Annotated in this window: 16 protein-coding genes; 10 read left to right on the top strand and 6 right to left on the bottom strand. The window is 35.9% G+C overall.

Annotation, left to right across the window (positions count from 1 at the left end):
• Nucleotides 1-101: 101 nt before the first annotated feature.
• From RDV52_RS06660 to RDV52_RS06630, 7 genes are all read left to right on the top strand, one after another.
• The gene (locus RDV52_RS06660) at nucleotides 102-1,568 is read left to right on the top strand and encodes a hypothetical protein (RefSeq protein WP_004366404.1); all 1,467 of its coding nucleotides are present in this window, start codon (nucleotides 102-104) and stop codon (nucleotides 1,566-1,568) included.
• Nucleotides 1,569-1,581: 13 nt separating this feature from the next.
• The gene (locus RDV52_RS06655) at nucleotides 1,582-1,740 is read left to right on the top strand and encodes a hypothetical protein (protein ID WP_004362103.1); all 159 of its coding nucleotides are present in this window, start codon (nucleotides 1,582-1,584) and stop codon (nucleotides 1,738-1,740) included.
• 321 nt (nucleotides 1,741-2,061) lie between these two features.
• Nucleotides 2,062-2,673 carry an FKBP-type peptidyl-prolyl cis-trans isomerase gene (locus tag RDV52_RS06650; protein WP_004362104.1) on the top strand — a complete coding sequence of 204 codons (612 nt, stop codon included), beginning with the start codon at nucleotides 2,062-2,064 and terminating at the stop codon, nucleotides 2,671-2,673.
• Nucleotides 2,674-2,733: 60 nt separating this feature from the next.
• Nucleotides 2,734-3,822, top strand: a complete 1,089-nt coding sequence (gene aroC, locus RDV52_RS06645; RefSeq protein WP_004366406.1) for a chorismate synthase — start codon at nucleotides 2,734-2,736, stop codon at nucleotides 3,820-3,822.
• Between the two features lie 369 nt (nucleotides 3,823-4,191).
• Entirely contained in the window at nucleotides 4,192-4,491 is a 300-nt protein-coding gene (locus tag RDV52_RS06640) for a hypothetical protein (protein WP_004366407.1), read from the top strand.
• 254 nt (nucleotides 4,492-4,745) lie between these two features.
• Nucleotides 4,746-5,312, top strand: coding sequence for a hypothetical protein (locus tag RDV52_RS06635; protein WP_223381156.1), 567 nt, complete (start codon nucleotides 4,746-4,748; stop codon nucleotides 5,310-5,312).
• A gap of 67 nt (nucleotides 5,313-5,379) precedes the next feature.
• On the top strand, nucleotides 5,380-5,823 hold the full coding sequence (locus RDV52_RS06630) for an SMI1/KNR4 family protein (protein ID WP_004366409.1): 444 nt from the start codon (nucleotides 5,380-5,382) through the stop codon (nucleotides 5,821-5,823).
• Between the two features lie 162 nt (nucleotides 5,824-5,985).
• On the opposite strand, the gene RDV52_RS06625 is transcribed toward RDV52_RS06630, so the two are convergent.
• The 4 genes from RDV52_RS06625 to holA all read right to left on the bottom strand — a co-directional run bounded on the left by RDV52_RS06625 (nucleotide 5,986) and on the right by holA (nucleotide 10,552).
• Nucleotides 5,986-6,894, bottom strand: coding sequence for a dihydroorotate dehydrogenase (locus RDV52_RS06625; protein ID WP_004366410.1), 909 nt, complete (start codon nucleotides 6,892-6,894; stop codon nucleotides 5,986-5,988).
• A 71-nt stretch (nucleotides 6,895-6,965) separates the two neighbouring features.
• Nucleotides 6,966-7,739 (bottom strand): dihydroorotate dehydrogenase electron transfer subunit, encoded by a 774-nt coding sequence (locus tag RDV52_RS06620; RefSeq protein WP_004366411.1) that lies wholly within the window; start codon nucleotides 7,737-7,739, stop codon nucleotides 6,966-6,968.
• 437 nt (nucleotides 7,740-8,176) lie between these two features.
• Nucleotides 8,177-8,638, bottom strand: a complete 462-nt coding sequence (locus tag RDV52_RS06615; RefSeq protein ID WP_004366412.1) for a helix-turn-helix domain-containing protein — start codon at nucleotides 8,636-8,638, stop codon at nucleotides 8,177-8,179.
• 888 nt (nucleotides 8,639-9,526) lie between these two features.
• The gene (holA, locus tag RDV52_RS06610; RefSeq protein WP_004366413.1) at nucleotides 9,527-10,552 is read right to left on the bottom strand and encodes a DNA polymerase III subunit delta; all 1,026 of its coding nucleotides are present in this window, start codon (nucleotides 10,550-10,552) and stop codon (nucleotides 9,527-9,529) included.
• Between the two features lie 228 nt (nucleotides 10,553-10,780).
• Between holA and RDV52_RS06605 the strand changes: the two genes are divergently transcribed.
• Both RDV52_RS06605 and RDV52_RS06600 read left to right on the top strand, forming a co-directional pair.
• Complete coding sequence (locus RDV52_RS06605; RefSeq protein WP_004366415.1) at nucleotides 10,781-11,230, top strand: type I restriction enzyme HsdR N-terminal domain-containing protein; 450 nt, start codon at nucleotides 10,781-10,783, stop codon at nucleotides 11,228-11,230.
• Nucleotides 11,231-12,218: 988 nt separating this feature from the next.
• Complete coding sequence (locus RDV52_RS06600; protein WP_004366416.1) at nucleotides 12,219-12,833, top strand: hypothetical protein; 615 nt, start codon at nucleotides 12,219-12,221, stop codon at nucleotides 12,831-12,833.
• Nucleotides 12,834-13,197: 364 nt separating this feature from the next.
• Here the strand turns inward: RDV52_RS06600 and RDV52_RS06595 are convergent, their stop codons facing one another.
• Nucleotides 13,198-14,019, bottom strand: coding sequence for a zinc ribbon domain-containing protein (locus tag RDV52_RS06595; RefSeq protein ID WP_004366418.1), 822 nt, complete (start codon nucleotides 14,017-14,019; stop codon nucleotides 13,198-13,200).
• A 53-nt stretch (nucleotides 14,020-14,072) separates the two neighbouring features.
• Complete coding sequence (locus RDV52_RS06590) at nucleotides 14,073-14,882, bottom strand: Nif3-like dinuclear metal center hexameric protein (protein WP_004366419.1); 810 nt, start codon at nucleotides 14,880-14,882, stop codon at nucleotides 14,073-14,075.
• Nucleotides 14,883-15,108: 226 nt separating this feature from the next.
• Between RDV52_RS06590 and pepT the strand changes: the two genes are divergently transcribed.
• Nucleotides 15,109-16,332, top strand: coding sequence for a peptidase T (gene pepT, locus RDV52_RS06585; RefSeq protein ID WP_004362118.1), 1,224 nt, complete (start codon nucleotides 15,109-15,111; stop codon nucleotides 16,330-16,332).
• Nucleotides 16,333-16,467 lie beyond the last annotated feature (135 nt).

Here is a 16,467-nt window from a genome sequence, read left to right as displayed (position 1 = left end):
GTGTAAATATAAATCAAATATCATAAAATAGAGACAAGCATCTTTAATATAAAGTTTGTGTAGAATGAAAAAGAAATCTGTGTATCAATGAAAAGGTTGATATGCAGATTTTTTATGAGCAGTATGTACAAGTAACAGGGAAGTATCAGGCACAGCCAAACCAGACTGTTGATGCTGTAAAAACACAGCCTGGAAGTGTTATCCAATTGGAAGCTAAGTGGGATAATGCTAAAAACAGATACATTGTAACCACTTTACGTTCACAAGGTGTAGATGTAATTAATGGTTACTTATTGAAGGGCATAGCTATGGTAAAGGATAAAATATATGCGAAATTGAAGGAAAAGCTTACTATATTTGCTCCTTTTGCAATGGTTTATTTAGAAACCCAAGTGCTTAATAAATGGGACTTAGATATGCATTTAGAGAAAACAACTACTACAAATGGAGCAGAGGCTTATTATGCGTATGCAACAGTACCATCTATGCAACCTATTGTAGATTTTTATAATAATAATGGTAATTTGGTAAAATCAGGAATTGAGAGTGCTCTTGCCAATTATCCAGATATCCGTGATGGGTTGAAACATGACAATGCTGATGAAGTTTGGGAAGCTGTAGAAAAATACGCAGTGCAAGCTCTTGAGAGCCGTTTTGGTGCAAGTAGCGATTTGGTTATACTGGTCAAAGGTTACGTAAAGGACAAACGCATTAACCATGGGAAAACTTACTATTTAATGGAAGGTGCGATTGACCGTGTAGAAGAGAATGGAAAAGGTGTAAACAAGTATCGCGAAGGAGAAGCAAAGTTTAATTTTTGCAATAATAATGCCACAGCATGGTATGGTCCAGAGCGTCCTGCTGTAGGCGATGCCGCTAAATGGATTTTAGAGTTAGTGGGTGAAGACAATACGAATTACTTCGGTGTAGCTCCTGCTAATAAGATGAAAGGCAAGAACGGCAAGTACTTTACTACTCTCTATACCGACTTCCCAATGAAAGTAGTAGATAATATAAATGCCTATATTGTAGAATCTATTGGCACGACTGGCGCTGAAAAGGGTTATGCACAGTGTAAAAAGATTGCATCGAAAAACGATATTATCCCTGCTCAGACACCTATTGTGCTCGAATGCGAAACCACTGCAAGTGCTTCAAACCGCCTGTTACCTTTAGCCAATACGACGCCTGCTCCTACTAACAATATACTTAAAGCCGTCTTCTTCGACGAAGCAAAGAACACTATTGAGACTGCTGGAAAAACAGTTCGGGTATTTAATATAAATCCGAAACCAGCTGTTCGTAACCCATTAGGTTTCTATCGCTACAAGGGTGCTACCATTAAAGGCAACAGAGCATTCTTGTTGGTAGATGCAAATGCATCTGGTTCGAAGTTGGACGGATACGATATGGAGGAAGAAGGAACAGCTGACGGTATTGATGAAGTTACCACAGCAACCGTAGAGACAGACGCTAATGCAGTTTACTACGACTTGCAAGGTCGCCGTGTAGACCACCCTGTCAGAGGTATTTATATCGTAAATGGTAAGAAAGTAATTATTAAGTAGGGAGGGAAACAAAATGAAAAAGACAAAATATGAAATGCCCACTTGCGAAGTGGTTACATTACAGTTAAACAGTGAATATCTTGAAAGATCACTCGGCGGACAGTCTAAGGTTCCAGTAGGTGGACAAACCGATGATGGGGAAGAAGACCCAGAAGTAGACGATATGTATTAAAAGAAAGGCAAAATGTGCAAGTTGCACACAGAAACCTGTACAATAAAAATATCAGCTGCATACCAATATTTCATTGGTGTGCAGCTTTTTGGTTGCAAAATAGGTAGGAACGTTGTTTATAATGTTCTTACTTACTACCAAATTTAACATAATTACCTTCCGCTTTCCGTCTGTAAAAAGGAATACAGACGAAATTGCATGGCGAGCAGAAAGGTCTTTCTATTGAGAGAGGTAGCACAATCAAAAAACAACAGACAGTTCGTAGGTTTGTCATAAATAAATAGTATCTTTGCAAAGAAACAAAAAAACACTATAATAATAATGGAAAATAAAACACATAGATTCATTTCTGCAAAATACGAACTATACAGTATGGAATACGGAAACGAAGTTTTGATAGAGAAAACGGAAGAAAACCGTCCGCTAACATTCTATACAGGGTGCGAAATGGCACTACCCCAATTCGAAGAAATTGCAATAAAAACACCAGCAGGACAAGATTTCTCATTCGATTTAGCCAAAGGACAAGCCTATGGAGACTATAACGAAGAGAACGTGTTAGACCTTGACAAAGAAGTATTTTCACAAGGAGGAGAATTCGATAGTAGTAACGTCTATATCGGAGCAACCATTCCTTTGCAGAACCAAGAGGGACAACGCTTTATCGCTCGTGTAATGGATATAACTGAAGACAAGGTAAAAGTTGACTTCAACCACCCATTGGCAGGTAAAGAACTGAAGTTTAAAGGACACGTGATAGAGAACCGTGAGGCTACCGAAGAGGAAGTAAAGGAGTTCTTTGAGAAACTTAACAATCACCATTGTGGCGGAAATTGTGGTTGCCACAAAGGGGAAGGAGATGGAAACAACCAATGCAGTTGTCACGGAAGCGACGAAAGCAATGGTGAAGGCTGCTGTTGTTGCAACAACTAAAACTCAAAAAAAACATTAGAAAAATATTTATAACAAAACACGGACGAGGAGAATGGCAATATGCCTAATGCGTTTGGAACACTTTACACACTAACAACCTTTGGCGAAAGCCACGGGGTTGCTATAGGAGGCATAGTAGACGGTATGCCACCCGGCATAGATATTGACCACGATTTTATTCAGGACGAGCTGGATAGACGCAAGCCAGGACAAAACAAAATAACTACCAGAAGGAGAGAAACCGACAAGGTGGAGCTGCTAAGTGGTATTTTCGAAGGAAAATCTACAGGTGCACCTATTGGCTTTATGGTCAGAAATGAAAATCAACAATCCAAAGATTACGAAAACATAAGCATGCTCTTCAGACCGTCACACGCTGATTACACTTACTATAAAAAGTATGGCATACGCGACTATAGAGGTGGCGGGCGGGCCTCGGCACGCATTACAATCGCAAGAGTAGTGGCTGGAGCATTGGCAAAACTTGTGCTTCGAAAATACAATATAACCATTCAGGCCTATACTTCCCAGGTGGGTAACATCGCATTGGACAAGGATTACAATAAGTACGACCTGTCGCAAACTGAACTACACCCCATTAGATGCCCAGATAAAGAGAAAGCTAAGGAAATGGAAAAGCTCATCTTGAAAGTGAAAAGCGAGGGCGATACCATAGGAGGGATTATTACTTGCGTGGTGAAAGGATGCCCAATAGGATTAGGCGATCCAGAATTTGGCAAACTTCATGCACAACTCGGTGCTGCAATGCTAAGCATAAATGCAGCAAAAGGATTTGAATATGGAGAAGGATTTGATGGAAGCTCGTGGCGAGGAAGCGAACAAAACGACCGTTTCACACAAAGAACAGAAAAAGAAAAAAGCAGAATTGCAATACAAACAAACCACAGCGGAGGAATACAAGGAGGTATAAGCAATGGAGAAGACATATACTTCAGAGTGGCTTTTAAACCTGTAGCAACCTTGCTGATGGAACAAAAAACTGTAGACTTTGATGGGAACGAACAGATGATAACGGTCCAAGGGAGGCACGATCCTTGTGTTCTTCCGCGAGCAGTACCTATTGTTGAAGCTATGACAGCCATGACAATATTGGACGCTATATTAGTCAATAATTCCAGAAGAATATAATATATTGCGGTAAAATGCAAAATTTATACGGCAGGAATGCTTTTTTGTAATTATTTTATCGTACATTTGCGACATATTTCGTAACCGTTTGAGAAAATAGTGCGAAAACTTTTAGTTAAGTCTAGTTTAGTTTTTGTGTTGGTTGAGAGCGTTCGGTTGAACGCTCTCAAATTTTTTATAGAAAATAAACACTATTACATCGTATCATTGTAGCTAAACAGAAAGAAAAGAAACGGTGTATTTTTATTGTGGAAACAACTAAAATACAGAATAAGGATAATACTGAACGATAAAATAACAAGGTTACAATAATATTAAGTATATTTGTATCGGTTATATAGAATTTATCCGCATTAGAAAATTAAAAAGATGGAATACATAATAAAGCCTTATGAAGGTGTAAACGAATATAAATTCGGATGTCTACTGGAAGACATTTTAAGCAAAATAAAAAATAACTTTAAACGAGTAGACAATAATGGTTTAATAAAACTATACTTAGACAATTTATCTTTAGTTTTCAAAGATAATAAGTTGGTGGAGATTTCTGTTATAGCAAATAAAGATGTTGAATTGTATTACAATGAATACGATTTGTTCAGCTACACAAATATAATTGATAAGCTGCAAGAAAGCCATTCATATATACAATGGTTTCACGATATTTGATAGCATAGGTGTTGCCTTTAGTGGATTTCAAGAAGATGAAGGAGATAGAACTGTAACGGTTTATAGTCCGCATTATTGGGACGAAATCGTAAACTAACGGCAAATAAATGGAAATTTACAAAAGGTATTTCAGAGTGTGTCCGTCAACAGAAAGTTCTGTAACGGGAATAACGGACGGTGTTACCAATCAAGTTGAAATACGACTAAAGAAAACTCAATGTTCCTTTGCTAACGCAGCAGACAAAAACTATCTTATGGAATATTGCAAGCATTTGTGGGAAGGAAGGTTTAATACTGGTATACAAGACTTTCCTATAATTGATGTTTCCAAGCTTGAGCAGATAGTATATTATAAAACTAAAAAACGAGTAAAGGAAACAGATTTCATATCGAATATGACGGACAACTCCTTTGGAATGCTCGATTTTATTGTTTCTAAAGAGACTAAAAATGTGATAGAACAATTCAAATTGCCCTTACATTCAGAAATTCAAGTGAGCATTCCTGAGTTCTCCACTGTAAAGAATTATTATCTCTTAGCTTTCCCTTGCATACCTCTTGAACAGATAGATTACACGAAAAGCGTCATTATCGACTCTATCTCAAGGGAACGTTTGACATTTAATTCATTTGAAGAATATAAAAATCGGGAGAATAAGTTCACAGAAATGCGCCACATTTTCCTTACCGAAAAATACGATTTTGACGTCTTAAAAGTCCCAACAGTGGGGCTATTCTTCTCAGAAAGACTTATCAACTACTTAAAAGAAGCGAAAATAACGGGCTTAGATTTTTTTGAGCAAACGCTCGAATGGCAATAACAACAGCTTGTTTTGAAGCAGAAAGCGACATTAAACAATATTATTTTTTTATCGATAAAAAACAAATATGTTCACAAAGACAGCAAAAGCAATCGTACAAGAAGATATAGCAAATCTTGAACGAATAACAGGGTACAAATTACCCCAAGACTTTATTTCTCAGTACATAACTTTTAATGGTGGAATGCCTGACAAGTCGCTTTTCTGCGATACAGAAGATGAGGAAGAAGGCTACGAGATTAGTTTTTACCTCCCAATAAAGCATTATAGCGATGACTTAGGAGAGATGAAAATAGAGAAAAGCTATGCGAAACTTACTTCAGTAAATGTTCCATCTCACTACTTACCATTTGCAGTTGATTGGGGAGGAAACTACTTTGCCATAGATTTACAGTCTGGAAATATTGTTTTATTGTTTATGGATTTAGGAGAATTTACTGAAGACTGCATTGAATATTTGGCAGAAAGTTATAGCGAATTTGTTGAGAACTTAGTAAAAGCAGAAGATTAATCCCTTTTGCATTCAACAGCTATAGTCTACATAAGGTACACCAATATAATTGGACGGAATAAAAATATATGGCGTCATATCTACTAAAATATGACATCATATTTGTGCGAATAGGATATCATTTTTTCTAAAAAACAAAAGTGTCAAGCAAAAGTGAGTATATTATTCTACACAACCGATGATTTCGTTCACCGACTTGTAGCCGTGGCTGTCTAACCATTCGTTGATACCGTTGCGCACCTTCAACGTAACTTGTGGGTCGATGAAATTGGCAGTACCAATCTGTATTGCCATTGCACCTGCCATCAAAAACTCTATGGCATCGGCAGGCGTAGATATACCACCAAGTCCTACAACTGGTATTTTAACGGCGTGAGCTACATCGTAAACCATACGAAGGGCTACGGGTTTAACGGCTGGACCGCTTAATCCACCAGTGCGAATACTAAGACGATGGGCACGTTTCTCGATGTCGATAGACATACCCATGAGGGTGTTGATGAGCGAAACCGCATCAGCACCTTCTTCTTCGCACGAACGAGCAATGCTTGCAATGTCAGTAACGTTGGGCGAAAGCTTTACAATAAGAGTTTTATGGTAACGTTTGCGAACCTCGCGAACTACAGCCGAAGCTCCAGAACAAGTTACTCCGAATGCCATTCCGCCCTCTTTCACGTTCGGACACGATATGTTCAGCTCGATGGCAGGAATATGGTCGAGGTTGTTTAGCTTTTCAGCCGTCTCTGCATAGCCCTCTGGCGAATTGCCACTGACGTTTACAATGATGTTGGTATCTATCTTGCTGACTTCTGGGTAAATATGTTCTACGAAATAATCAACGCCCTTATTCTGAAGTCCCACGCAATTAAGCATACCCATAGCCGTTTCTACCATTCGCGGATAATCGTTACCTTCACGAGGATTAAGGGTGGTTCCTTTCACTATAATGCCTCCAAGTTGGTCTAAAGGAACGAAATCTTGAAATTCAATACCGTAACCAAAAGTGCCACTGGCGGTCATTACAGGGTTCTTTAATCGTAGATTGCCTATCTTTACACTTAAATCTGCCATTGCTTTTACCTATTTTTCTAATTCGCTATTTATAATATGCAAACATCAATTATCTGCCATTGGGAATACAACTACCACAGCAATTTATTTACATCGAACACCGGTCCTGCTGTACAAACACAAAGATTACCTTTCGAGGTCTTCTCAACACAACAAAGACATGCACCTAATCCGCATGCCATAAGATTTTCTAAAGAAGCTTCACAACGAATATTGTTTGCTTGTGCATACTTTGCTACAGAAATCATCATAGGTTTAGGACCACAAGTAGAGATTTGATTGAAATGATATTTACTCAATATTGAATGGTTGGTAACGTACCCTTTTTCGCCCATAGAACCGTCCTCTGTTGTAACAAAGACTTCTCCATATTTTCTAAATTCATCTAATTCTAACAAATCGGAGGCTGTACGAGCACCTAACAAAAAGGTTACTGAAATACCACGCTCTTTACAAAGCTTACCAAAATAAAGTAAAGGAGCAACACCAACGCCGCCACCTATAAGCAGAAGTTTGTCGGAAGACAAAGCAGGATAGGTGAAACCATTGCCCAACGGAAGCACACAGTTAAGCGTGTCGCCTGACTTTACAGCTGCAATAGTACGTGTTCCATCTCCAACTTCAGCCACAAGCAGCCACAACTCGTTGCGCTCCTTATCAATGAAATTGATGGAAATAGGGCGGCGAAGATAGGTTGAAGTCGAACCATCAACCCTTACTTCGACAAACTGACCAGGCATCATATCGGGCAATTCAGCATCGTGAGTGAGCTTTATCAACACGTTCTTCTCATTCAAACGATCTGCAGATACAACCTTTAGGTCGAGAATAAACTTCTGTTTCATAATGATATTATAGGAAATCTCGCTGCAAAGATACACAAAAAAACTACAGCAGACTACTATTTCGATTGCTTTTAGCAAGTAAAATAGAAGCAACAAGAAATAGAGTATAGAAGGAAGCCAATAAGAAGAGAATAATTTCTGTCGTACTGTTTCATAAAATTAGCGATATTATTATATATAATGTAAGAGAAAAGCAATAGAACAAGGTATTTAATTGGATTATTATACACATTTACATTACATATTTATTCTTATAGATATAAATAAGAAATAGATATTTTAGATTTAAAAAGGAAATCCTATTTACGAAGTCAATCTGTCAGAAAACAAAACAAAAGAATAAAGCTCCCTGATGATTTTACAATCAATAAGGAGCTCCAATATAAAAGATAATTACATATATCGGAAAATGAAATGTTAATTCTTAGAAGTAGAAATCATTTTTTAGGGACAAATGTTTCCCATGTCTGATCATCAAAAAAGATGCGTATTTCAGTAATATTCCGCTGTGGTTTGTCAATATATTTTACCTCCGTTTTTACTATATCTTTAGGTTGTGGAGGAACGTTCCTATCGTTTTTAGGTTCATTAATAGAGAAAGAAGGAGCAGCAGAAGGCACTTCATCAAAGAGATTTAAATTCGGTGGTAATGTCGTAATAGGATTCTCATTTTTTATCTCAACTGTTTCATCTTTAAACATAGGTTCGCTGCCATACATCAGCCAATCAAGACTAATAGTTGGAAATTTTCCTTTTATGGCTTCAACAGTATTCAATGTAGGTTTTGTTCTTCCGTTAAAGATACTACTAAGCGAAGCAGACGAAATTCCAATGAAGTCTGCAAATGTTTGTTGAGTCATATGCTGACTCTCCATCAAGCGTTTTATTCTATCTTTCATAAGCTGTCAGTACCAAATTCTCCTTATTCGAGTAGATTTTAATGATTTTACAAAGGTAAAACAAATAATTTATAAAAACAAATTAAAAAGAAAATATTTTGTTCTTTAAACTTTAAATTTCGATATAAAAAACACAAACCTAAATTACAAAATTATGTGCAACTTTGGTTTACATATACAAATGTAAATTAGTAGAGATTTGTATCGTTAAAGCTTAAAAACAACCTTTTTACATATTATCTTAGTTCATAACAGTGTGTTGGAACAAATATATAAGGTTTATACCGTATATGTATCGTTTAACCTAAAATATTTCCTTTTTTTGTCGCAGTTCTCTTAATGTTATATTGTAAAATATTGATTATAAATGTATTATATGTTATTTCTGTTTAATGAATATTTAAACGTTTACAAATTAATATCATGAAATTTGGATTTGTAATTGCAAATTTAAATCTTCGTGTGCACATTATAATAATTTAAATTTTAATGTGCAAAACCAAAAATAACGGAGATATTTTAAATATACAAATGTATTCTTTACTAGGGTAAATGTTAATAAGCTGTAATGATAAATTTTTGGCTTTAGAAAAGAACTAAAAACAGCGTAATTTTAATATTTCGGGGCAAAGTAGAGATACATTTCAAATAAGCGAATTACAGAGGAGTTAAAATAGTATAAGTTGCATATATTCAGCTAATTAAAAGGAAAATATAGATAAACAGAAATACTTTTTTAGACGCTAAAAAATACAGAAAACAGCATTTTTTAGCGTTTTTAGAGGCTTCTTCTTGTGCTTTTTGCATTAAAAACGTCCATTTTAGGGTTTTCGATACCCAGAAATGGACGTTTTATATTCTATTTTTAATGCTTGATTTATATTTTTATTAGTGCAGAATGAAAAAGATTAATTCTTTCATCAAATCCCCTGCCCCAGTACTTATATTATTCAAGCCTTTACTTTTCGCATCAATTTCTCTAATTTTTGCTATGATGTCCATCGTTTTTCTCGCAGTAAAATTTCTCATTCCTGTACTATAATCTTTCGCTCCCCAGCTGCTTCTCAAATCTAATATTTGTGCTATATCGTTTTCCAATTTATTCTTTGGCGAATAGAAAACTATCATTAAATTTTGGAAGTAAGAAAAGAGTAAAGGCAAAAAAGAATAGAGAGAACCCGCCTTTGGATTACTATCAAAATAATTTACAATCTGATTAGCTTTAAAAACATTACGATTTACTATAGCATCGCGCAATTCAAAAGTGTTAAAATCTTTACTCACACCAACTTCTTTTTCCACTATCTCTGGTGTAATTCTTTTATCGTCTTCTGATAATGAAAGGGCAACCTTATCGAGTTCTGATGTCAGACGACTCAAATCGGTTCCAATATGGTCTGCCATCATTTGTGCAGCTTTAGGTTCAATTATTATTTTCTTTGCTGCCAAATAATTCTGCATAAAACTTGCAAGTTGATATTCTCTTATTTTTTTACTTTCAAACACCACCCCATTAGCTTCTGCCAGACTTATCACTTTTTTTCTTGCATCAATCTTCCCATTTTTATGACACCAAACCAAAATTGTTGTTTTTGCTGGATTTTTTAAATATTTCTCCAATGCATCGAGCGAACGAATATTTTGCGCTTCCTTTACAATGACTACTTGATATTCTGCCATCATAGGGAAACGTTTCGCCATATCGGTTACTTGCACAGCTGTAACATCTGCGCCAAAGCACACGTTTAAATTAAAATCTTGCTCGGCTGGCGTAAGTACATTCTCTGCGATATAATTCGTAATCTGGTCTATATAGTAAGATTCTTCGCCCATCAATATATATATAGGCGAGAACCGTCGTGCTTTCAGGTCTTTCATTATCTCCTGAAAAGTTTTTCCTTGTTTTGCTGGCATTTATTGTTTTATTAATATTTCTGTTGCACCATCAATCATTTTCAGCATTAACAGGTGCATACAATCAGAAAAAATTTTCTATATTTGTACTCAATTTCTGTCAAAAAGGTTTGCTTAAAAACTTCTGAGCGAAATTCTATCGTCTGCAAAGTTAGTTGATTAATAAGAGATAACAAAATATTACAAGACCTTAAATATCGCTTGCAAAAAGAAAAAAACAGGAAAATAATGCAACAATTAAATCTCCCACCCTATAATATAAAGGTAAAAAACGAGAACGGACAACGCAAAATTTTCGATATTTTGCGCAGAAAATATCTTGTAATTACACCCGAAGAATGGGTCCGCCAGCATTTTATCCACTATCTCATAGACTATAAAGGTTATCCGATGAGTCTACTTGCCAACGAAATTCCACTTTCTATTGGCGAAAAAGTTATCCGTGCCGACAGTGTTTTATATGACAGTCGTCTGCGTCCACGAATGATAATAGAATACAAAGCACCACATATTCAGCTTACGCAAAAAGTCTTCGACCAAATTTCTGCCTACAACCTCCTACTTCATGTAGACTATCTCATTGTTTCTAACGGAATAGACACCTACATTTGCAAGATGGATTACGAGCATCAAACTTATACTTTCTTGTCTTCGATACCTAATTATAAAGAATTATAATTCCATTTTTTATTATTTAGTTCCTATCTTAGTACATAAAACTACAAAAAAATCGATTCTACCAAAAAGAAAAAACAAGCCAGATGCAGGAATATTGCCATATAAAAATAAGTTCGTAAATAATAGAAACTCAAAAACAACTACGCCAGATAATATAAAGACAATTAAAATGCCTATTATTTCATCATAAATTTTAAACTTGTGCCACTATATAAGAAGCAGGTTTCCTGCTAGTTACAATACATAGAAAAAATATAATAAGAAAATATTTTTTTTAAATAACAAAATAAAAAAATGTAATAAGAAAAATGGAGAATTACAATTACAAAATTAGAATACCCGTATAAAAATAAATAGCCCCCCCTAATAATAGCAGAAAAATACAATGGACGTTTCGAAGATTAAAATGTAAGCTCAACCAATTATTCAAGTTACCAGCACCATTAATATACTATTTTTTCTATAACCTTACGGTTATCCACACTATTTTATTTTAGAAAAAGCCAGCTTCTGCTGCGAAACAATAAGCAAATTCTAACTCTGGTTACTTTACTTTTTCAATTAACGGTCGTCATTTGGCATCATACGCTGCACGTTTAAAATTAATTACAATCGAACTTCGTAAACATCGAATTAGCCTAATATAAAGCAGTTCTTCGAACAACAAATTAAAACAAGTCAATTGCTAATATTTCTACTAAATTAATAAAAACACACTCTGTTTCTCCGCCCTTTAAAAGATTTTTTTGTAAATATTTCCTCTATATCACCCCCCTAAAAATAAAGTGTTTTGTTGTTATTTTGAACCTATCTCCTATTTATCTCGTTACCAAACACAATTATTATATAACATAGAATGAAGTCAAAAAAAGTTAAATATCGTTATTATCTATATGAATCGAGAGATGCTTCTTGCCGCATTCATAATAAAATAGTTATATTTGTAACCGACAATCGAAAAACTTAATAAAAATTTAAATTTTAAATTATGAAAAGAACATTTTTATCGTTTATTATCCTCTTCTCTCTCGTAGCTTTATTTGTTTCTTGTTCGTCTGAATCTGAAAAGATAGACCAACCGAAAGTTAATCCCAGTGAATTTACTTTAAAAAGTAATCTAACCCTTTCTACGTTCAGCAACTTATCTGATGACATAGAAAAACAATTTGCAAAAACAAGGAGTACTGATAATTTCTTAACAGAAGAAGAAGCAAAAGTCCTTCTCCGTCCTGTTTTAGAAGATGGAAAAAATATTCAGAAAAAAGTACTGAATACCATTAGCAAAGATAGTCCTGAATATCAACAATATTCTAAGATGTCAGAACAAGAATTAATCATCTTATCGATGATTTCTGTTACAAATAAACAGTCTACAAAAACAAGAGCGATAAGTAATTTATCTACAGGAGACATTATAGGTTGCATAGGCGCAGCATTAGGAATACCAGGTGGTGCGTTAGGATTAAGAACTGGCAGTTTGGTAACTGCGAAAACAGGATTACAAATTCTAAAATCTGTTGCCGCAAGATATGCATTTGGTTATATTTCATTAGCTATTGCTACCTATCAATTCGGAAAATGCATATATGACATAGCAAAGTAAATGAGTATATATTCAATAAATGGTTGCATTTTCTTAGGAACGTCTATAGGTTATCTTTTTAAAATAGAATCTATAACCTACGCAACCTCTATATTTTGTATAATAGCAATATACAAGCTATTAAAAACAAAATATAAAAAAGTAACATATATATATTCTATCTTAATGATCGTATTCTATATTTTGTCTCTTTATGTTTCTGTGTTTATTCCTAAAAACTTATAACAGTAGCTTTATGCTTGGCATATAACTATGCAGAAATATACTTAAGAAACGCATTATACACAAAAAATCCATCAACATTGCAGGGAAGCAATATTGATGGATTTTATTTTTCTCAGAATTCAATAAGGAAATTACAGCCTTATTCAGCCTCTTCTTCCTTTTTCTTGCGGGTTGTACGACGTTTCTTAGGTTTTTCTTCTACCTCTTGAACCTTAACGCCTGCCAATTCCGGGTCGATAAGAATACGTCCGCAATATTCGCACACAATAATTTTCTTGTGCATTTTAATATCTAACTGGCGCTGGGGAGGGATTTTGTTAAAGCAACCACCACAAGCATCACGCTGTACATACACAATTCCGAGTCCGTTTCTTGCTCCTTTACGAATACGTTTAAAGCTGCGCAACAAACCTGGCTCAATCTTTGTCTCAATCTCGGCAGCTCTTTCTTTCAGATCGTTCTCCTCATCGCGTGTTTCTTGCATTATTTCGTCAAGCTCTGTACGTTTTTCTTCGAGTGCCTTGTAACGGTCGTCTAAAACTTCTTCGGTGTTGACGAGATTGTCTTGACACTCTTTTATTTTGGCCTGAGCCTCATCCATCTTCTTTTTACAGAGTTCCGTTTCCAACGTCTGAAACTCTATTTCCTTCGTCAGCATATCGTATTCACGATTATTTGCAACCTGTTCCAACTGTTGGTTATAACGTTCTAAACTTGCTTTTGCACGTTCTATATCGCCTTTGCGTTGTGAGATTGCATGTTGGAAATCGTCTATTTCATATCGTATTTTATCAATACGTGTATTTAAACCTGCAATTTCGTCTTCCAAATCACGCACTTCAAGGGGCAATTCGCCACGCAATGCTCGCTTTTCATCTATAGCCGAAAGCGTTGTTTGCAACTGATAAAGATGCTTCAACTTGTCTTCAACCGATAAGTTTTTAGGGTCTTTCTTTGCCATTGTTATACTTTTATTTTATATTTATCTTATATCTCGTTTTAAATTACACCTTATTATATATACATAATAGGGTTCGTGTTTATTTGTGTTATATGACACACAACACCTTTGCACTGTTTTTCTATGATACTTTTAAAAACTTCTGTTGTGAATTGTTCGCTTTGATAGTGTCCGATAGAGCATATTTGTATTTGCTGTTCGTAACCGAAAAAGTCATGATAATGCATTTCTCCAGTAACAAAAGCATCTGCTCCTTCGTGTAAAGCTGTTTTCAACAGGAATGCACCAGATCCCCCGCAAAGTGCAACTTGCTTAATTGGACGACGTAATAATTGATTGGCCTGCACACATTCTACGTTAAATTTCTGTTTCAATAGTAAAACGAAATCATCAGCAGCCAACGGTTCAGCGAACTCACCAATTACCCCTAATCCACCAACAACCTCTCCATTACTTGTCTGAACAGACTGAGTATCACCCAAGAAACGTACATTCTGCAAGCCCATCTTTTCTGCAATCTTAAAATTCACGCCGCCTGCTGCCGCATCAATATTGGTATGCATCGCCACAATAACAACATCGTTCTTAATTGCTTTAATAATAATTCGCTGCACATAATCCTTATCGGATATCTGCGAAAGCTTATTAAAAATAAGTGGATGGTGTGCAACTATCAAGTTACAGTCAAGTTTTATCGCTTCGTCTAAAACTTTTTCTGTAACGTCAAGGCACAATAAAGCCCCTGACACTTCCACCTCTGTCAATCCAACCTGCAAGCCAGCATTGTCATAGCTCTCCTGCAAGGGCAGAGGCGCGAACTTCTCAAGGGCATCAATAACTTCCTTAATCTTCACGCTACGCATAAATTTAGGTTGCAAAGATACGAAATTAAACTTAAAGAACAATATATCAAGTTATAATTCTTCCTAAATTAGCACGTTTTCTTTTATTTATGTTCGTGCTATTTGCTTTTATTTATTAAAACATAGAAAAAACATAACAATTACAAAAAAGAGCTTTGCAAGTTTTGATAAACCTTGCTTTTTAGCTATCTTTGCAACTAATAGTTCAATAAAATAAAATTTAAACATGGAAATAGCAGAAAGATTTATTAACTATACCAAATTTGACACACAGTCGGCAGACGAATCTGAAACTGTGCCGAGTACTGCGAAACAACTCGTTTTCGCTAAATACTTAAAGGAAGAACTCGAGCGTGAAGGATTGAAAGAAGTAGAAATGGACGAGAAAGGTTATATCTACGCAACGCTTCCAGCTACCACAACTAAGAAAGTTCCTACCATTGGATTTATCGCACACTATGATACAGCCCTCGATGCAAGTGGTGCTAACATTAAGGCACGCATTGTCAGGAACTACGATGGTGGCGATATACAACTTAATGAAAATATGGTTTCGTCGCCTAAACAGTTCCCAGAGTTGCTAAAACATAAAGGAGAAGACATTATTGTTACCGATGGAACTACCTTGCTTGGCGCTGACGACAAGGCTGGAATAGCCGAAATAGTACAGGCTATGTGCTACTTGCGCGACCACCCGGAGATAGAACACGGTAAAATTCGTGTTGGTTTCAACCCTGATGAAGAGATTGGACGCGGTGCACATCACTTTGATGTAGAGAAATTCGGCTGCGAATGGGCTTACACTATGGACGGTGGCGATCTTGGACAATTGGAATACGAAAACTTTAACGCAGCCGGTGCAAAGATTTACATCAAAGGTTTGAGCGTTCATACAGGTTATGCGAAGGGCAGAATGGTTAATGCAAGCCGCTTAGCAATTGAGTTTAACCAGATGTTACCACAAGACGAGATTCCTGAAACAACCGAAGGCTACGAAGGTTTTTACCATTTACTCGGAATTGAAAGCCGTTGCGAAGAAGCTAAACTAAGCTATATTATTCGTGACCACGACAGAGACAAGTTCGAAGAACGCAAAAGAATAATGGAGAAGTGCGTAAAAGCAATGAACGAAAAGTATGGCGAAGGTACGGTTAAAATAAAGATGAACGACCAGTATTACAACATGAAGGAGAAGATAGACCCTAACTTTCATGTTATTGACCTTGTTGTAAAGGCTATGCAGGAAGCAGAAGTTACACCATTGGTACAACCTATTCGTGGTGGAACGGACGGAGCACAACTTAGCTTTAAAGGACTTCCCTGCCCTAATATCTTTGCCGGTGGCGTCAATTTCCATGGTCCCTACGAGTTTGTATCTATCCAAGTAATGGAAAAGGCCATGCAGGTAATCATTAATATCAGTCGCCTTACAGCAGGCTACAACGATTAATTAGATGTTAATTTAACGGCTTTCGATTATTTATAAAAACAGAAATGAACACTATAAGGCTTGCTCTTTCATTCTTTCTATGCTTCAATTAGTCCGAAAGAAATAAGAGAACGCTTATAGTGTTCATTCTTTTTT

Source organism: Prevotella nigrescens (assembly GCF_031191185.1).
In the GTDB taxonomy this organism is placed as follows: Bacteria; Bacteroidota; Bacteroidia; order Bacteroidales; family Bacteroidaceae; genus Prevotella; species Prevotella nigrescens.
Note: the sequence above shows the minus strand (reverse complement) of the source record. Positions and strands in the feature narration are given on the sequence as shown.

Excerpts from the sequence above, each read along its gene's own strand:
- RDV52_RS06660 (WP_004366404.1), top strand. The coding sequence starts at position 102 with ATGCAGATTTTTTATGAGCAGTATGTACAAGTAACAGGGAAGTATCAG.
- RDV52_RS06655 (WP_004362103.1), top strand. The coding sequence starts at position 1,582 with ATGAAAAAGACAAAATATGAAATGCCCACTTGCGAAGTGGTTACATTA.
- RDV52_RS06650 (WP_004362104.1), top strand. The coding sequence starts at position 2,062 with ATGGAAAATAAAACACATAGATTCATTTCTGCAAAATACGAACTATAC.
- aroC (WP_004366406.1), top strand. The coding sequence starts at position 2,734 with ATGCCTAATGCGTTTGGAACACTTTACACACTAACAACCTTTGGCGAA.
- RDV52_RS06640 (WP_004366407.1), top strand. The coding sequence starts at position 4,192 with ATGGAATACATAATAAAGCCTTATGAAGGTGTAAACGAATATAAATTC.
- RDV52_RS06635 (WP_223381156.1), top strand. The coding sequence starts at position 4,746 with ATGGAATATTGCAAGCATTTGTGGGAAGGAAGGTTTAATACTGGTATA.
- RDV52_RS06630 (WP_004366409.1), top strand. The coding sequence starts at position 5,380 with ATGTTCACAAAGACAGCAAAAGCAATCGTACAAGAAGATATAGCAAAT.
- RDV52_RS06625 (WP_004366410.1), bottom strand. The coding sequence starts at position 6,894 with ATGGCAGATTTAAGTGTAAAGATAGGCAATCTACGATTAAAGAACCCT.
- RDV52_RS06620 (WP_004366411.1), bottom strand. The coding sequence starts at position 7,739 with ATGAAACAGAAGTTTATTCTCGACCTAAAGGTTGTATCTGCAGATCGT.
- RDV52_RS06615 (WP_004366412.1), bottom strand. The coding sequence starts at position 8,638 with ATGAAAGATAGAATAAAACGCTTGATGGAGAGTCAGCATATGACTCAA.
- holA (WP_004366413.1), bottom strand. The coding sequence starts at position 10,552 with ATGCCAGCAAAACAAGGAAAAACTTTTCAGGAGATAATGAAAGACCTG.
- RDV52_RS06605 (WP_004366415.1), top strand. The coding sequence starts at position 10,781 with ATGCAACAATTAAATCTCCCACCCTATAATATAAAGGTAAAAAACGAG.
- RDV52_RS06600 (WP_004366416.1), top strand. The coding sequence starts at position 12,219 with ATGAAAAGAACATTTTTATCGTTTATTATCCTCTTCTCTCTCGTAGCT.
- RDV52_RS06595 (WP_004366418.1), bottom strand. The coding sequence starts at position 14,019 with ATGGCAAAGAAAGACCCTAAAAACTTATCGGTTGAAGACAAGTTGAAG.
- RDV52_RS06590 (WP_004366419.1), bottom strand. The coding sequence starts at position 14,882 with ATGCGTAGCGTGAAGATTAAGGAAGTTATTGATGCCCTTGAGAAGTTC.
- pepT (WP_004362118.1), top strand. The coding sequence starts at position 15,109 with ATGGAAATAGCAGAAAGATTTATTAACTATACCAAATTTGACACACAG.